This window comes from Azospira sp. (assembly GCF_030247495.1).
GTDB lineage: Bacteria > Pseudomonadota > Gammaproteobacteria > Burkholderiales > Rhodocyclaceae > Azospira > Azospira oryzae.
Genome location: NZ_JAOTRW010000006.1, coordinates 85972 through 99665, shown reverse-complemented (window position 1 = coordinate 99665; position 13694 = coordinate 85972). Strand labels below are relative to the sequence as shown.

Annotated in this window: 11 protein-coding genes; 8 read left to right on the top strand and 3 right to left on the bottom strand. The window is 66.1% G+C overall.

Annotated elements, in window-relative coordinates:
* Positions 1 to 192: 192 nt before the first annotated feature.
* The 3 genes from gyrB to dnaA form a co-directional block, all read right to left on the bottom strand.
* The gene (gene gyrB / locus OEL49_RS10270; RefSeq protein ID WP_014235937.1) at positions 193 to 2685 is read right to left on the bottom strand and encodes a DNA topoisomerase (ATP-hydrolyzing) subunit B; all 2493 of its coding nucleotides are present in this window, start codon (positions 2683 to 2685) and stop codon (positions 193 to 195) included.
* Positions 2686 to 2757: 72 nt separating this feature from the next.
* Positions 2758 to 3864 carry a DNA polymerase III subunit beta gene (gene dnaN / locus OEL49_RS10265; protein WP_014235938.1) on the bottom strand — a complete coding sequence of 369 codons (1107 nt, stop codon included), beginning with the start codon at positions 3862 to 3864 and terminating at the stop codon, positions 2758 to 2760.
* 229 nt (positions 3865 to 4093) lie between these two features.
* Entirely contained in the window at positions 4094 to 5515 is a 1422-nt protein-coding gene (dnaA, locus tag OEL49_RS10260; RefSeq protein ID WP_014235939.1) for a chromosomal replication initiator protein DnaA, read from the bottom strand.
* A gap of 398 nt (positions 5516 to 5913) precedes the next feature.
* On the opposite strand from dnaA, the gene rpmH reads away from it, so the two are divergent.
* From rpmH to OEL49_RS10220, 8 genes are all read left to right on the top strand, one after another.
* On the top strand, positions 5914 to 6048 hold the full coding sequence (gene rpmH, locus OEL49_RS10255; RefSeq protein ID WP_014235940.1) for a 50S ribosomal protein L34: 135 nt from the start codon (positions 5914 to 5916) through the stop codon (positions 6046 to 6048).
* Positions 6045 to 6554 (top strand): ribonuclease P protein component, encoded by a 510-nt coding sequence (rnpA, locus tag OEL49_RS10250; protein ID WP_287874606.1) that lies wholly within the window; start codon positions 6045 to 6047, stop codon positions 6552 to 6554. Before rpmH ends, rnpA begins: the two co-directional genes overlap by 4 nt.
* Entirely contained in the window at positions 6554 to 6784 is a 231-nt protein-coding gene (gene yidD / locus OEL49_RS10245; RefSeq protein ID WP_014235942.1) for a membrane protein insertion efficiency factor YidD, read from the top strand. Before rnpA ends, yidD begins: the two co-directional genes overlap by 1 nt.
* Positions 6785 to 6839: 55 nt before the next feature.
* A complete protein-coding gene (yidC, locus tag OEL49_RS10240) occupies positions 6840 to 8495 on the top strand; it encodes a membrane protein insertase YidC (protein WP_014235943.1) in 1656 nt (551 codons plus the stop codon).
* Positions 8496 to 8559: 64 nt separating this feature from the next.
* Complete coding sequence (gene mnmE / locus OEL49_RS10235) at positions 8560 to 9912, top strand: tRNA uridine-5-carboxymethylaminomethyl(34) synthesis GTPase MnmE (RefSeq protein ID WP_287874605.1); 1353 nt, start codon at positions 8560 to 8562, stop codon at positions 9910 to 9912.
* Positions 9913 to 9989: 77 nt separating this feature from the next.
* The gene (locus tag OEL49_RS10230; protein WP_014235945.1) at positions 9990 to 11087 is read left to right on the top strand and encodes a hypothetical protein; all 1098 of its coding nucleotides are present in this window, start codon (positions 9990 to 9992) and stop codon (positions 11085 to 11087) included.
* Positions 11088 to 11266: 179 nt separating this feature from the next.
* On the top strand, positions 11267 to 12421 hold the full coding sequence (locus tag OEL49_RS10225) for an ABC transporter substrate-binding protein (RefSeq protein ID WP_287874604.1): 1155 nt from the start codon (positions 11267 to 11269) through the stop codon (positions 12419 to 12421).
* Between the two features lie 31 nt (positions 12422 to 12452).
* Positions 12453 to 13622, top strand: coding sequence for an ABC transporter substrate-binding protein (locus OEL49_RS10220; protein WP_014235947.1), 1170 nt, complete (start codon positions 12453 to 12455; stop codon positions 13620 to 13622).
* Positions 13623 to 13694 lie beyond the last annotated feature (72 nt).

Below are 13694 nucleotides of genomic sequence, written 5' to 3'. Positions count from 1 at the left end.
TAGGACGGTGAGCGTAGACCGAGAAATCTGTTGTGGGTGTGTCATGAACTTTGTGTAAAGCAGCCATTGCGATTGGCTTTGTGGAAAAACTGCTTCGGCCGATGAGCAGACAAAAAAATGCCACTCACTGGGAGTGGCATTTTCATTTTATGAAGTCCAAGAAAATTTAGACTTCAGCCGAATCCTGCACCATCACACGTCGATGTTCTGCGCCCGCAGGGCGTTGCTTTCGATGAAGTTGCGGCGGGGTTCCACCAGTTCGCCCATGAGGGTGGTGAAGACTTCGTCGGCGCCGATGGCGTCGTCGATGCCGACCCGCAGCAGGCGGCGGACGTTGGGGTCCATGGTGGTTTCCCACAGCTGCTCGGGGTTCATTTCGCCCAGACCTTTGTAGCGCTGCTTGCTGATGCCCTTTTCCACTTCGTTGAGCAGCCAGGTCATGGTGCTGGCGAAGTCGGCGACGGCCATCTTCTTTTCGCCGCGCTGGATCAGGCCGCCGGGGCCGAAGAGGCCGTTGAGCAGTTCGGCGGTCTTGCGCAGCTGCAGGTAGTCGCCGGAGCGCAGGAAGTCTTCGTCGATGCTGCTGACCTTGCGGTTGCCGTGGTGCATCTTTTCCATGCGCACCTGCCAGCTTTCCTGGGCTTCGTTGTAGTGGGCGAAGACGTCGATGCCGTCGCTGGACACCTTGGCCAGCAGGGCGGCGCTGGCCTTGGCGGCGGCTTCGTCGTCCAGCTTCAGCTCCAGGTTGTGGTGCACCAGGGCGTGCAGCACTTCCGGGTTGATGTGGTTGGAGAGGCGGTTGATGACGGCCTCGGCCAGAAGGTATTCCCGGGCCAGGGATTCGAGGGCTGCGCCGCTGATGGGCTCGGCGCCGGCCCGGGGCAGCAGCTCGGTGCCTTCCATGGCCATCTGCAGCAGGAACTGCTGGTACTCGTGGTCGTCCTTCAGGTAACGCTCGGTCTTGCCGTGCTTGACCTTGTAGAGGGGCGGCTGGGCGATGTAGATGTGGCCGCGCTCCACCAGCTCGGGCATCTGCCGGTAGAAGAAGGTGAGCAGCAGGGTGCGGATGTGGGCGCCGTCCACGTCGGCATCGGTCATGATGATGATGCGGTGGTAGCGCAGCTTCTCGGGCTTGTATTCGTCCTTGCCGATGCCGGTGCCGAGGGCGGTGATGAGGGTGGCGATTTCCTGGCTGGAGATGAGCTTGTCGAAGCGGGCCTTTTCCACGTTGAGGATCTTGCCCTTGAGGGGCAGGATCGCCTGGAACTTGCGGTCCCGGCCCTGCTTGGCGGAGCCGCCGGCGGAGTCACCCTCCACCAGGTACAGTTCGCACTGGGTGGGGTCCTTCTCCTGGCAGTCGGCCAGTTTGCCGGGCAGGCCGACGCCGTCCAGGATGCCCTTGCGGCGGGTCATTTCGCGGGCCTTGCGGGCCGCGTCCCGGGCGCGGGCGGCTTCGACGATCTTGCCGCAGATGGTCTTGGCATCCACCGGGCGTTCCAGCAGGAATTCGGTGAGCTTGGCCGCCACCACTTCTTCCACCGCCGGACGGGCTTCGGAAGAGACCAGCTTCATCTTGGTCTGGGAGGCGAACTTGGGATCGGGCATCTTCACCGAGAGAACGCAGGCCAGGCCTTCGCGCATGTCGTCGCCGGTGATTTCCACCTTGGCCTTCTTGGCGATCTCGTTCTCTTCGATGTACTTGTTGATGATGCGGGTCATGGCCGCCCGCAGGCCGGTGAGGTGGGTGCCGCCGTCAGACTGGGGAATGTTGTTGGTGAAGCACAGCACCTGCTCCTGGTAGGAGTCGTTCCACTGCATGGCCACTTCGACGCCGATGGTGACGCCGGTGTCGCCGACCTTGGCTTCGCCGGCGGAGTAGAAGATGCTGGGATGCAGGACGGACTTGGTGCGGTTGATGTATTCGACGAAGCTTTGCACGCCGCCGGCAAAGGCGAACAGCTCTTCCTTGCCGTTGCGCTGGTCCACCAGGCGGATGCTGACGCCGTTGTTGAGGAAGGACAGTTCGCGCAGGCGCTTGGCCAGGATTTCGTAGTGGAACTCCACGGTGCCGAAGATTTCGTCGTCGGCCAGGAAGTGCACTTCGGTGCCGCGCTTGTCGGTATCGCCCAGCACCTTGAGGGGGGAGACTTCGAAGCCGTCGCGCACTTCGATGACGCGTTCCACCGGGACGCCCCGGTTAAACTCGATGAAGTGGCGCTTGCCGTCGCGGCGGATGGTCAGGCGCAGCCACTTGGAGAGGGCGTTCACGCAGGAGACGCCAACGCCGTGCAGACCGCCGGAAACCTTGTAGGAGTTCTGGTTGAACTTGCCGCCGGCGTGCAGTTCGGTGAGGGCGATTTCGGCGGCGGAGCGCTTGGGCTCGTGCTTGTCGTCCATCTTCACGCCGGTGGGAATGCCGCGGCCGTTGTCGGTGACGGAGATGGAGTTGTCGGCGTGGATGGTGACGGTGATGTCGTCGCAATGGCCGGCCAGGGCTTCGTCGATGGAGTTGTCCACCACTTCGAAGACCAGATGGTGCAGGCCGGTGCCGTCGGAAGTGTCGCCAATGTACATCCCCGGGCGCTTGCGCACGGCCTCCAGGCCTTCAAGGATCTGGATGCTGGATTCGCCGTAGGCGGGGGCCCCTTCCTGCGGGGTGTTCATTTGCGGGTTTTCTTCGCTCATTGTTCCTGTTCCACTTAAAACTGCAAAAGGTCCGCCGGGCGGCGGACCTTAGATCACGGCGTTCGGCGGCGATCAGATGCGCATGGGCATGACGACGTACTTGAAGCGGTCGTTGCCCGGCACGGTGATGAGGGCGCTGGAATTGGCGTCGTTGAAATTGAGGGTGACGGTGTCGCTGCTGACGTTGTTCAGCACGTCGAGCACGTAGCCGACGTTGAAGCCCACATCCAGGGAGTCGCCGGCGTATTCCACTTCCAGCTCTTCCTGGGCTTCTTCCTGCTCGGCGTTGGCGGCCATGACCTTGAGGCTGTTGCCCTGGAGTACCAGGCGCACGCCGCGGAACTTTTCGTTGGTCAGGATGGCGGCGCGGACCATGGACTGCAGCAGGGCGGTGCGGCCCAGCTCCAGGCTGTTCTTCAGGGTGGCGGGGATGACCCGCTCGTAGTCGGGGAACTTGCCGTCGATCAGCTTGGACACCAGCACCACGTTGCCGAAGGCGAAACGCACCTGGTTGGCGGAGAGGGTGATTTCCAGGGCGTCGTCGGAATCGGCCAGCAGGCGGTTCAGCTCGAGCACGGTCTTGCGCGGCAGGATCAGTTCCTGGCGGGGCAGCTCGGCTTCGATCTCCATGCTGGCGAAGGCCAGGCGGTGGCCGTCGGTGGCCACGGCGCGCAGTTCCTTGCCTTCGGTCAGCAGCAGCAGGCCGTTCAGGTAGTAGCGCACGTCCTGGGCGGCCATGGCGTACTGGGTCTGGGCCAGGAGCTGGCGGAACTGCTTCTGGGTGACGGAGAAGCGCTTGGCGTCGTCGTTGCCGATGGCCATGCGGGGGAAGTCGTCGGCGGGCAGGGTCTGCAGGGTGAAGCGGCTCTTGCCGCCGCGCACCAGCAGGCGCTTTTCTTCCAGCACCAGGCTGACTTCCGTGCCTTCGGGCAGGGAGCGCAGGATGTCCTGCAGCTTGCGGGCGCCGACGGTGACGGCGCCGTCGCCTTCACCGCCTTCGGCGGCGGCGCTGGTGGTGATCTGGATTTCGATGTCGGTGGCCAGGAAGGTCAGGGCGTCGCCCTTCTTTTCCAGCAGCACGTTCGACAGGATGGGCAGGGTGTGCCGCTTCTCCACAATGCCGGAGACCGATTGCAGCGGCGAAAGCAGCGTGTCGCGTTGGGTCTTGATTAGAAGCATAGAGATCAATCCTTAAAAGATAGTAGCGGCGCCAACTCTGTGGATAACTCGCGTTGATCCGATTATTGCAGAAGCCTGTGTTGCGAAAACCTGTTGCCTCCGGCTGCCCGCGCAAAAGGGCGGGTCACCGGGTGAAGCCTGGGAAAATCGGGGCTGCCCACGGCGAAACCTCGATTATCCACATTTCATCCCGGGAAAAAACCCGGGGCACGACATAAGTGCAGGCTTTTCAGCCTTTCAGGACCTGCAGCAGCACGTGCAGGTCGTGGTTCAGTTCGTTGTCCTTGGCCCGCAGGGTGTCGATGGTGCGGACCGCATGCAATACCGTGGTGTGGTCCCGGCCGCCGAAGGCATCCCCGATCATGGGGTAGCTGTGGGGCGTCAGGTCCTTGGCCAGCCACATGGCCACCTGGCGCGGCCGGGCGATGGCCCGGGTGCGTTTCTTGGAATAGAGGTCGGCCACCTTGATCTTGTAGTACTCGGCCACGGTCTTCTGGATGTTCTCCACCGTGATCTGCCGGTTGAAGGCACCGATGACGTCCTTGAGGGCGTCCTTGGCCAGGTCCAGGGCGATCTCGCGGCCGTGGAAGAGGGAATAGGCCAGCACCTTCTTCAGGGCGCCTTCCAGCTCCCGCACATTGGAACGCAGGTGCTTGGCGATGAAGAAGGCTACCTCGTCGTCCAGGGCCACGCCCTCGGCTTCGGCCTTCTTCTTCAGGATGGCCACCCGCATTTCCGTCTCGGGCGGCTCGATCTGCACCGTCAGGCCCCAGTCGAAGCGTGTCACCAGGCGGTCGTCGAGGCCGTTGATGTCTTTCGGGTAGGTGTCGCAGGTGATGATGATCTGCTTCTTGGCTTCGGTGAGGGCGTTGAAGACGAAGAAGAACTCTTCCTGGGTGCGGTTCTTGCCGTTGAAGAACTGCACGTCGTCCACCAGCAGCACGTCCAGGGACTTGTAATAGCGCTTGAAGACGTCGAAGGATTTCTGCTGGTAGGCCCGCACCACATCCGAGTAATAGTCCTCGGCGTGCACGTAGCGCACCACCTTGTCCGGATCGGCCTGCAGGATGGCGTTGCCGATGGCGTGGATGACGTGGGTCTTGCCCAGGCCGACGCCGCCGTAGATGAACAGGGGGTTGTAGGAGACGCCCGGATTCTGGGCTACCTGCATGGCGGCAGCCCGGGCCAGGTCGTTGGCCTTGCCCACCACCAGGTTGTCGAAAGTGAAGCCGGGAATCAGGCGGGTCTTCTCGTAGCTGCTCTGGGGGCCGTTATTGCGGCGGGCGGCGGGAGCCGGTGCCGGGGCGGCGGCAGGTGCCGGGGCCATGGTTCGGGGGGCGGCGGCGGGAATCTCGGCGGGTGCGGCTGCCGGCGCCGTGGGCCGGGCCACAGCCACGGCGGTGCGGCCGCCGCCGATGCCCAGGCTGATGGCGACAGGGGCGGAGAAGTGGCTGTGGGCCAGCTCCTCGATGCGGGACAGGTAGCGCTCCTTCACCCACTTCAGGATGAAGCCGTTGGGCGCGAGCAGGCGCAGGCCTTCGGCGAGGTTGTCCTCGCCTTCCAGCCGCAGGGGCTTGATCCAGGTGTTGAATTGCTGGGGCGGCAGTTCTTGTTCGAACTGGCTCAGACAGATTGACCAGAAACCGCTCATTACCTCAACCACTCGGAAACCGGACGCCGGGGGCGCCCCGTCAGCCGGGGACAAGTCCGGTTCGGAGGCCGCAGCCCCCGGGCCGGCAGGATGGGGCCCCGCAGGGCCCGACCCGGAAAATAAAAAAGCCTACGCTTCAATAGGCTGGGAACGGGGCACAGGCCAGGGCCGCGCCGCCGGGAATCGCGTGCTCCGGAAAAGGCGGCAGCGGGCTTGTTGCATTTTTACAATGGCGCTGCCGGCCAGAGCGAAGGCGCATTTTAGCCTGTCTGGGAAAAGTTATCCACAGGCCGGGGCGAATTTTCCCGGGGCGGCCAATCGTTTTGTTCTTGACAGCCCGGGGGTTAACCCATTCTAATTGCGCGTTTATCTTTCCCCAAGCATCAAGGACTTAAGACATGAAGCGCACTTACCAACCCTCCGTCGTCCGTCGCAAGCGTACCCACGGCTTCCTGGTCCGCATGAAGACCAAGGGTGGCCGCGCCGTCATCCGCGCCCGCCGCGCCAAGGGCCGCAAGCGTCTGGCCGTTTGATCGGACCTGACCTGCCCGGTAGCTCCGGGGAGGTGACGCCGGTGTCTGACGAGTCTCGACTCCAGGCCCCCCAGCGCTTTCCCTTCCCCAAGCGCTACCGCTTGACCAAAACGGATGAGTTTTCATCCGTTTTTGGTTTTCGGAGGGCCATAAAAGGCCCTTACTTCCTCCTGCACTGGCGTCTTTGCAGTCCGGAGGAGGCCCGACAGGGCGCCCGCCTGGGCCTGGTGGTCGGCAAGAAGCTGTGCCGTGCCTCCGTCGGCCGCAACCGGGTGAAGCGCCTGGCCCGGGAAGCCTTCCGCCTGCAGCGGCAGGATTTCCCGGCGGTGGATTTGATCCTGCGTCTGGGGGTTTCCCTGGATAAGGCCAAGCCGCGGCCGAGCAAGGCGGAAATGGCGGCCGAGATCGCCGGCCTGTTGCGGCGCCTCAGCCGTCGCCTGGCGGAGCCCCGGGATGCCGGAAACCCGCCGCCCGCCGCAAACCCGGCAGCACCGGAGCCTCGGTAATGAAACGACTCAGAGCCCTCAGCATCATGCCGTTCCTGCTGCTGTTGCGCGTCTACAAATACGCCATCAGCCCCATGCTGGGTCGTAATTGTCGTTTCGAACCGAGCTGTTCCGACTATACTGCCGAGGCTCTGAAGAAGCACGGCGTGATCAAGGGGCTGTGGTTGGGCTCGCGGCGGCTGCTGCGCTGCCATCCCTTCCATCCCGGCGGTTACGATCCGGTGCCCTAAGTGGCTGCGCCACGCCGCGCCATGAATTCCAAAACCTGCAATCGATAGGCTGTGCATGGATAACCGTCGCCTGTTCCTGTTCCTGATCTTCGCCGTCTCCATCATCATGTTGTGGGACGCCTGGGTGAAACATAACCAGCCCAAGGATGTGCCGGCCACCGCCGCTGCCACCCAGGCCGGGGCCGCACCCGCTCCCTCCGCCACGCTGCAGTCCGGCGCTGCCGCCGTTGCCGCAGCCGTCGCCGCGCCGGCGCCGGTCAAGGCCGAGACCGTCACCATCACCACCGACCTGATGGTGGCCGACATCTCCACCCAGGGCGGCGATCTGGTGCGTCTCGAACTGCCCGGCTACAAGTCGGCCACCGACGAGAGCAAGCCCTTCCAGCTGTTCGGCGAGGACCACCGCTACAGCGCCCAGAGCGGCCTGATCGGTGACGGCCTGCCGACCCACAAGACCATGTTCAAGGTGCTGCCCGGCCCCCGCGAGATGGGCGACAGCAAGGAACTGCAGGTGCGCCTGGAAGCCGTGACCGACGGCGTTAAGGTGACCAAGGTCTATACCTTCCGCAAGGGCTCCTTCCTGGTGGACGTGGGTTATGAAATCCACAATGGCAGCGCCAAGGCCATCGCCCCCCATGCCTACTTCCAGCTGGCCCGGGACGACAAGGCGCCGGCCGGCGAGTCCTCCATGGTCAGCGTTTATACCGGCCCGGCCCTGTATACCGAGCAGGACAAGTTCCACAAGCTGGCCTTCTCCGACATCGAGAAGGGCAAGGCCAAGGTGCCCCAGAACGCCGACAACGGCTGGGTGGCCATGGTGCAGCACTACTTCGTTTCCGCCTTCGTGCCCCAGGGCAAGTCGCCCCGCGAATTCTTCGTGCGCAAGGTGGAAGCTCCGGCCGACGGCAAGCCCGGCGTCTATTCCGCCGGCGTCATCGTGCCCGTGGCCCAGGTGGAAGCCGGTGCCCAGGGCAGCGTCAGCGTGCCCCTCTTCGCCGGTCCCCAGATCCAGTCCCAGCTCAAGCAGGTCGCCGAAGGCCTGGACCTGGTGGTGGACTACGGCTGGCTGACCGTCATCGCCGCGCCCATCTTCTGGGCCCTGGAGTGGATTCACAAGCTGGTGGGCAACTGGGGCTGGGCCATCGTGGTCCTGACCATCGCCCTGAAGCTGATCTTCTTCCCCCTCTCCGCCGCCTCCTACAAGTCCATGGCCAAGATGCGCCAGGTGACGCCGCGCCTGCAGCACATCAAGGAGCACTTCGCCGACGACCGCCAGCGCATGAACCAGGAGATGATGGATCTGTACCGCAAGGAAAAGATCAATCCCCTCGGCGGCTGTCTGCCCATCCTGATCCAGATTCCCGTGTTCATCGCCCTCTACTGGGTGCTGCTGGGCGCCGTGGAAATGCGCAACGCGCCGTGGGTCGGCTGGATTCACGACCTCTCCGCCCAGGACCCGTTCTACATCCTGCCGGTGATCATGATCGCCACCATGGTGATCCAGACCCGTCTCAACCCGACCCCGCCGGACCCCATCCAGGCCAAGGTCATGATGATGATGCCCTTCGTCTTCGGCTTCATGTTCTTCTTCTTCCCGGCCGGCCTGGTGCTGTACTGGGTGGTGAACAACGTGCTGTCCATCGCCCAGCAGTGGCAGATCACCCGCATGATCGAGGCTGGCGGCAAGGCGGCCAACGACGCCAAGGCCTGATGTCCGCGAAAAGGCCGCCTGAGGGCGGCCTTTTTTTCGTTAACGCTCCGGAATCCTCCCCGCCATGATGCCCCGCACCGACACCATCGCCGCCATTGCCACCGCTCCCGGCCGGGGCGGCGTCGGGGTCGTGCGCATCTCCGGCAGCGGCCTGCTGCCCCTGGCCGAACAGCTCACGGGCAGGCTGCCCCGGCCGCGCCACGCCACCCTGGCCGATTTCCGCGCCGCCGACGGCAGCGTCATCGACAGCGGCCTGCTGCTCTTCTTCCCCAACCCGTCCTCCTTCACCGGCGAGGACGTCCTGGAACTGCAGGGCCACGGCGGCCCGGTGGTGCTGCAGATGCTGCTGGCCCGCTGCCTGGACCTGGGCGCCCGTCTCGCCGAGCCTGGCGAGTTCACCCGCCGCGCCTTCCTCAACGGCAAGCTGGACCTGGCCCAGGCCGAAGCCGTGGCCGACCTCATCGACGCCACCACCCAGGCCGCCGCCCGCAGCGCCGTGCGCTCCCTGCAGGGAGAGTTCTCCCGGGAGATCCGCGTCCTCACCGACGAGCTGATCGAACTGCGGGCCCTGACCGAGGCCACCCTGGACTTTCCCGAGGAGGAGATCGACTTCCTCAAGGCGGCCAACGCCTTCGGCCGCCTGGACAGCCTGGCGGCCAGGCTGGAGGCGGTGTTCGACCGGGCCCGCCAGGGCCGCCTGCTGCAGAACGGCCTGCACGTGGTGCTGGCCGGCCAGCCCAACGTGGGCAAGTCCAGCCTGCTCAACGGCCTGGCCGGCGACGAGCTGGCCATCGTCACCCCCATCGCCGGCACCACCCGGGACGTGGTGCGGGGCAACCTGCAGATCGAGGGCATCCCGCTCCACGTCATCGACACCGCCGGCCTGCGGGAGACGGAGGACGAGGTGGAGCGCCTGGGCATCGAGCGCACCTGGCGCGAGATCGAGAAGGCCGATGTGCTGGTGCTGCTGGCCGATGCCCGGGAAGGCATCGCCCATGGGGAGGAGGCCATCCTCAGGCGTCTGCCGCCGGACCTGCCGCGCATCACCGTCTACAACAAGATCGACCTCACCGACCGGGCGCCGGAGCGCCATGAGGAGCCGGAAGGAGGGGAGGGCTGCGTGGCCATTTCCCTTTCCGCCAAGAGCGGCGCCGGCCTCGACCTGCTGCGTCGGGAGCTGCTGCGCATCGCCGGCTGGCACGAGGCGGAAGACGTCTTCATCGCCCGGGAGCGCCACCTGCGGGCCCTGGCTGCCGCCCAGGAGCACCTGCAGCTGTCGCGCCAGCGCCTGCCGGCCCTGGAGCTTTTCGCCGAGGAACTGCGCCTGGCCCAGAACGCCCTCTGCCACATCACCGGCGAGTTCACCGCCGACGACCTGCTCGGCGAAATCTTCGGCCGCTTCTGCATCGGCAAGTAGGCCCCGCCGGGCTAACCCCGGTGGCATTTTTCCTGGTCTAGAATGGGTTTTTCCCATTCCCAGCCGGAGGTGCTGCCGTGGCCACGCGTCTTTCTTCCCTCTCCCCCGCCGTCCTGGTCCTTTCCCTGGGGGCGGCGCACCTGTCGGCGGTCGCGGCCCCGGTCAGCTACGAAATGAACCTGCGCACCCTGTCCGGCCTCGGGGCCGGCGGCATGGGCGGGGTCATGGGCATGATGTTCGGCAGCAAGCCCGGCACCAGTCGCAGCATGGACCTGCGCCTGACCAACCCGGCCGACCTGCCGCCCGACTACAGCGCCAGCCACCAGGTGCCCGAAACCATGGGCATCGGCCCCCTGCTGCCCCTCAAGGGCGAGCGGCGCAGCGGCGGCCAGGGCGGCGGCAGCGATGGCGAGGCCGATGGCCGGGTGCTCATCTACTGGGGCTGTGGTCCGGCCGTGGCCAAGGGCCAGCCCGAGATCCTGGATTTCCGCACCATGGCGGGCAAGGTCTCGCCCGAGGTCATGGCCATGGCCCGCCAGGGCCGCAGCATGGGCAAGGGCGGCCCGGGCGCCGGGGTGGACGGCCTGCCGCCCCGCTCCCTGCACTGGCCCGCCGGTGACCGGGACTTCAAGGGCCTGCCCGACGGCGCCTCGGCAGTGGGCGAGCACGTGGTCAAGGCCAGCTTCCTGACGCCGGACATCCGCTTCACCCTGGGGGCGGCCATGGATTTCCTTGAGCCCATCAACCTCAAGGCCGGCAATACCAACCTGCGTAGCGCCGTTTCCCTGAGCTGGGACGCTTCCACCCGGGTGCGGGGCTACGATCTCAACGCCGTGGCCGCCAACGGCGACAAGGAGGTGGTGCTGTGGCTGGCGGCCCGCAACAAGAGCCCCATGCTGCCGGGCAGCCAGCGCGAATGCACGGTGCCCGAAGGCATCTTCGCCAAGGCCGAGATGGCCATGGTCTCCGCCGTGGCCCACGGGCCGAGCCAGGGCTTTGCCTATCCGCCGCAGAAGCCGGCGGAGAAGAAGCCCCTGGTGTGGAGCGCGGTGGTGCGGGTGACCGGCTACGACAGCCTGGCCCTGGGCCTGGAGCAGGCCGCCGGTGACGCGGCGGTGGAGTCGGCGGCTCCGGCCGGTGTCGGGGGGCTGCTGAAGGGCATCTTCGGCCGCTGATCCCGGGCGGGGCCGCCGCGGGACGCCCTTTCCGGGCCCCCACCGGCGCCCCGGGCCGGCACCATCCTCCTCCGGCGCCCGCTCTTCCCCTGGGGGGAGGGGGCCGGGTATGATCCTCCGCTGGGTGTGAGCCCCCGCCGTCCCGGCGGCACTAATATAAAAAACGCAGTGGAGGAGTCATGAAACTGAACGCCCTGGTGGCGGCATTGCTGCCGCTCGCCTGTATTTCCCTATCCCGTCCCGCCCTGGCCGACCTCAATGTCGGCATTACCCTCTCCGCCACCGGTCCGGCGGCATCCCTGGGCATTCCCGAGAAAAATACCGTGGCCCTGCTGCCGGCCAGCATCGGCGGGCAGAAGGTCAATTACATCGTCCTCGACGACGCCTCGGACACCACGGCGGCGGTGAAAAACGCCAAGAAGCTGATCGGTGAGCACAAGGTGGATCTCATCATCGGCTCCACCACCACGCCCAACTCCCTGGCCATGATCGACACCGTGGCCGAAGCGGAGACGCCCATGATCGCCATGGCCGCCTCGGCCCGCATCGTCGAGCCCATGGACGAGAAGCGCAAGTGGGTGTTCAAGACGCCCCAGAACGACGCCCAGATGTCCACCGCCATCGTCGAGCACATGACCAGCAACAACGTGAAGACGGTGGCCTACATCGGCTTTGCCGACGCCTACGGCGAAGGCTGGTACGGCGAGTTCGCCAAGGTGGCGGAGGTGCGCAAGCTGGCCCTGGTGGGCAATGAGCGCTTCAACCGGGCCGACACCTCGGTCACCGGCCAGGTGCTGAAGCTGCTCGCCGCCAAGCCCGACGCCATCCTCATCGGCGCCGCCGGCACCCCGGCGGCCCTGCCCCAGAAGGCCCTGCGGGAGCGGGGCTACAAGGGGCCGATCTACCAGACCCACGGCGTCGCCAACAATGACTTCCTGCGGGTCGGCGGCAAGGAGGTGGAGGGCACCCTGCTGCCCAGCGGCCCGGTGCTGGTGGCGGCCCAGCTGCCCAACGACAACCCGGTGAAGAAGTCGGCGGTGGAGTACGTGGGCAAGTACGAGGTGGTGCACGGCAAGGGCAGCGTCACCGCCTTCGGCGGCTATGCCTGGGATGCGGGCCTGCTGCTGGCCCAGGCCGTGCCGGCGGCCCTGAAGAAGGCCCAGCCGGGCAGCCGGGAATTCCGCAAGGCCCTGCGCGACGCCCTGGAGGCGAGCCGCAACGTGGCCGGCGCCCACGGGGTGTACAACATGAGCGCCCAGGACCACCTGGGGCTGGACCAGCGGGCCCGGGTCATGGTCACCATTCAGGACGGAGCCTGGAAGCTGGTCAAGTAGTCGCAGGACAACATCACAGGGAGAACGCACCATGCAAGGAAGCTGGAGTATTCCCGGGGCCAGGTTGGGCGCATCGCTGCTCGGCCTGTCCCTGTTGTTCGCAGCACCCGCCCGGGCCGACCTCAACGTCGGCATCAGCGTCTCGGCCACCGGCCCGGCGGCGTCCCTGGGCATTCCCGAGAAGAACAGCGTGGCCCTGCTGCCGGCCAGCATCGGCGGGCACAAGGTCAATTACATCGTCCTCGACGATGCCTCGGACACCACGGCGGCGGTGAAGAATGCGCGCAAGCTGATCGCCGAGCACCGGGTGGACGTCATCGTCGGTTCCACCACCAGCCCCAATTCCCTGGCCATGATCGACGCGGTGGCGGAGGGCGAGACGCCCATGCTGGCCCTGGCCGCCTCCAGCCGCATCGTCGAGCCCATGGACGAGAAGCGGCGCTGGGTCTTCAAGCTGGCCCAGAACGATGCCCACATGGCCACCGCCCTGGTGGAAAGCATGACCAGCCAGCAGGTGCGCAGCGTCGCCTACATCGGCTTTGCCGACGCCTACGGCGAGGGCTGGTTCAACGAGTTCGCCAAGATCGCCGAGGCGCGCAAGCTGCGGCTGGTGGCCAACGAGCGTTTCAGCCGCAGCGACACCTCGGTCACCGGCCAGGTGCTGAAGGTGCTGGCGGCCAGGCCGGACGCGGTGCTCATCGGCGGCGCCGGCACGCCCGCGGCCCTGCCCCAGAAGACCCTGCGGGAGCGGGGTTACAAGGGCCTGATCTACCAGACCCACGGCGTCGCCAACAGCGACTTCCTGCGGGTCGGCGGCAAGGAGGTGGAAGGGACTTTGCTGCCGGCGGGGCCGGTGCTGGTGGCGGCCCAGTTGCCGGCGGACAACCCGATCCGCAAGGTGGCCCTGGACTATGTGGGGCGCTACGAGGCGGTGCACGGCAAGGGCAGCGTCTCCACTTTCGGCGCCCACGTCTGGGATGCGGGCCTGCTGCTGCAGCACGCCGTGCCCCTGGCCCTGAAGAAGGCCCAGCCGGGCAGTCCGGAATTCCGCAAGGCCCTGCGCGAGGCCCTGGAAAACACCCGGGACGTGGTGGGCTGCCATGGGGTGTACAACATGGGGCCGACGGACCATCTGGGCTTCGACCAGCGGGCCCGGGTCATGGTCAGGATCGACAACGGCGCCTGGAAGCTGCAGCCCTAGGTCCGCCCCCGGCAAGAGAAAAGGCCCGGGCCGCCGAGGGGCGGCACCGGGCCTTTTTCATGTACCCTCGCC

Bases quoted from the DNA above. Each gene is read 5' to 3' on its own strand.
- gyrB (WP_014235937.1), bottom strand. From the start codon at position 2,685: ATGAGCGAAGAAAACCCGCAAATGAACACCCCGCAGGAAGGGGCCCCC.
- dnaN (WP_014235938.1), bottom strand. From the start codon at position 3,864: ATGCTTCTAATCAAGACCCAACGCGACACGCTGCTTTCGCCGCTGCAA.
- dnaA (WP_014235939.1), bottom strand. From the start codon at position 5,515: ATGAGCGGTTTCTGGTCAATCTGTCTGAGCCAGTTCGAACAAGAACTG.
- rpmH (WP_014235940.1), top strand. From the start codon at position 5,914: ATGAAGCGCACTTACCAACCCTCCGTCGTCCGTCGCAAGCGTACCCAC.
- yidD (WP_014235942.1), top strand. From the start codon at position 6,554: ATGAAACGACTCAGAGCCCTCAGCATCATGCCGTTCCTGCTGCTGTTG.
- yidC (WP_014235943.1), top strand. From the start codon at position 6,840: ATGGATAACCGTCGCCTGTTCCTGTTCCTGATCTTCGCCGTCTCCATC.
- mnmE (WP_287874605.1), top strand. From the start codon at position 8,560: ATGATGCCCCGCACCGACACCATCGCCGCCATTGCCACCGCTCCCGGC.
- OEL49_RS10225 (WP_287874604.1), top strand. From the start codon at position 11,267: ATGAAACTGAACGCCCTGGTGGCGGCATTGCTGCCGCTCGCCTGTATT.
- OEL49_RS10220 (WP_014235947.1), top strand. From the start codon at position 12,453: ATGCAAGGAAGCTGGAGTATTCCCGGGGCCAGGTTGGGCGCATCGCTG.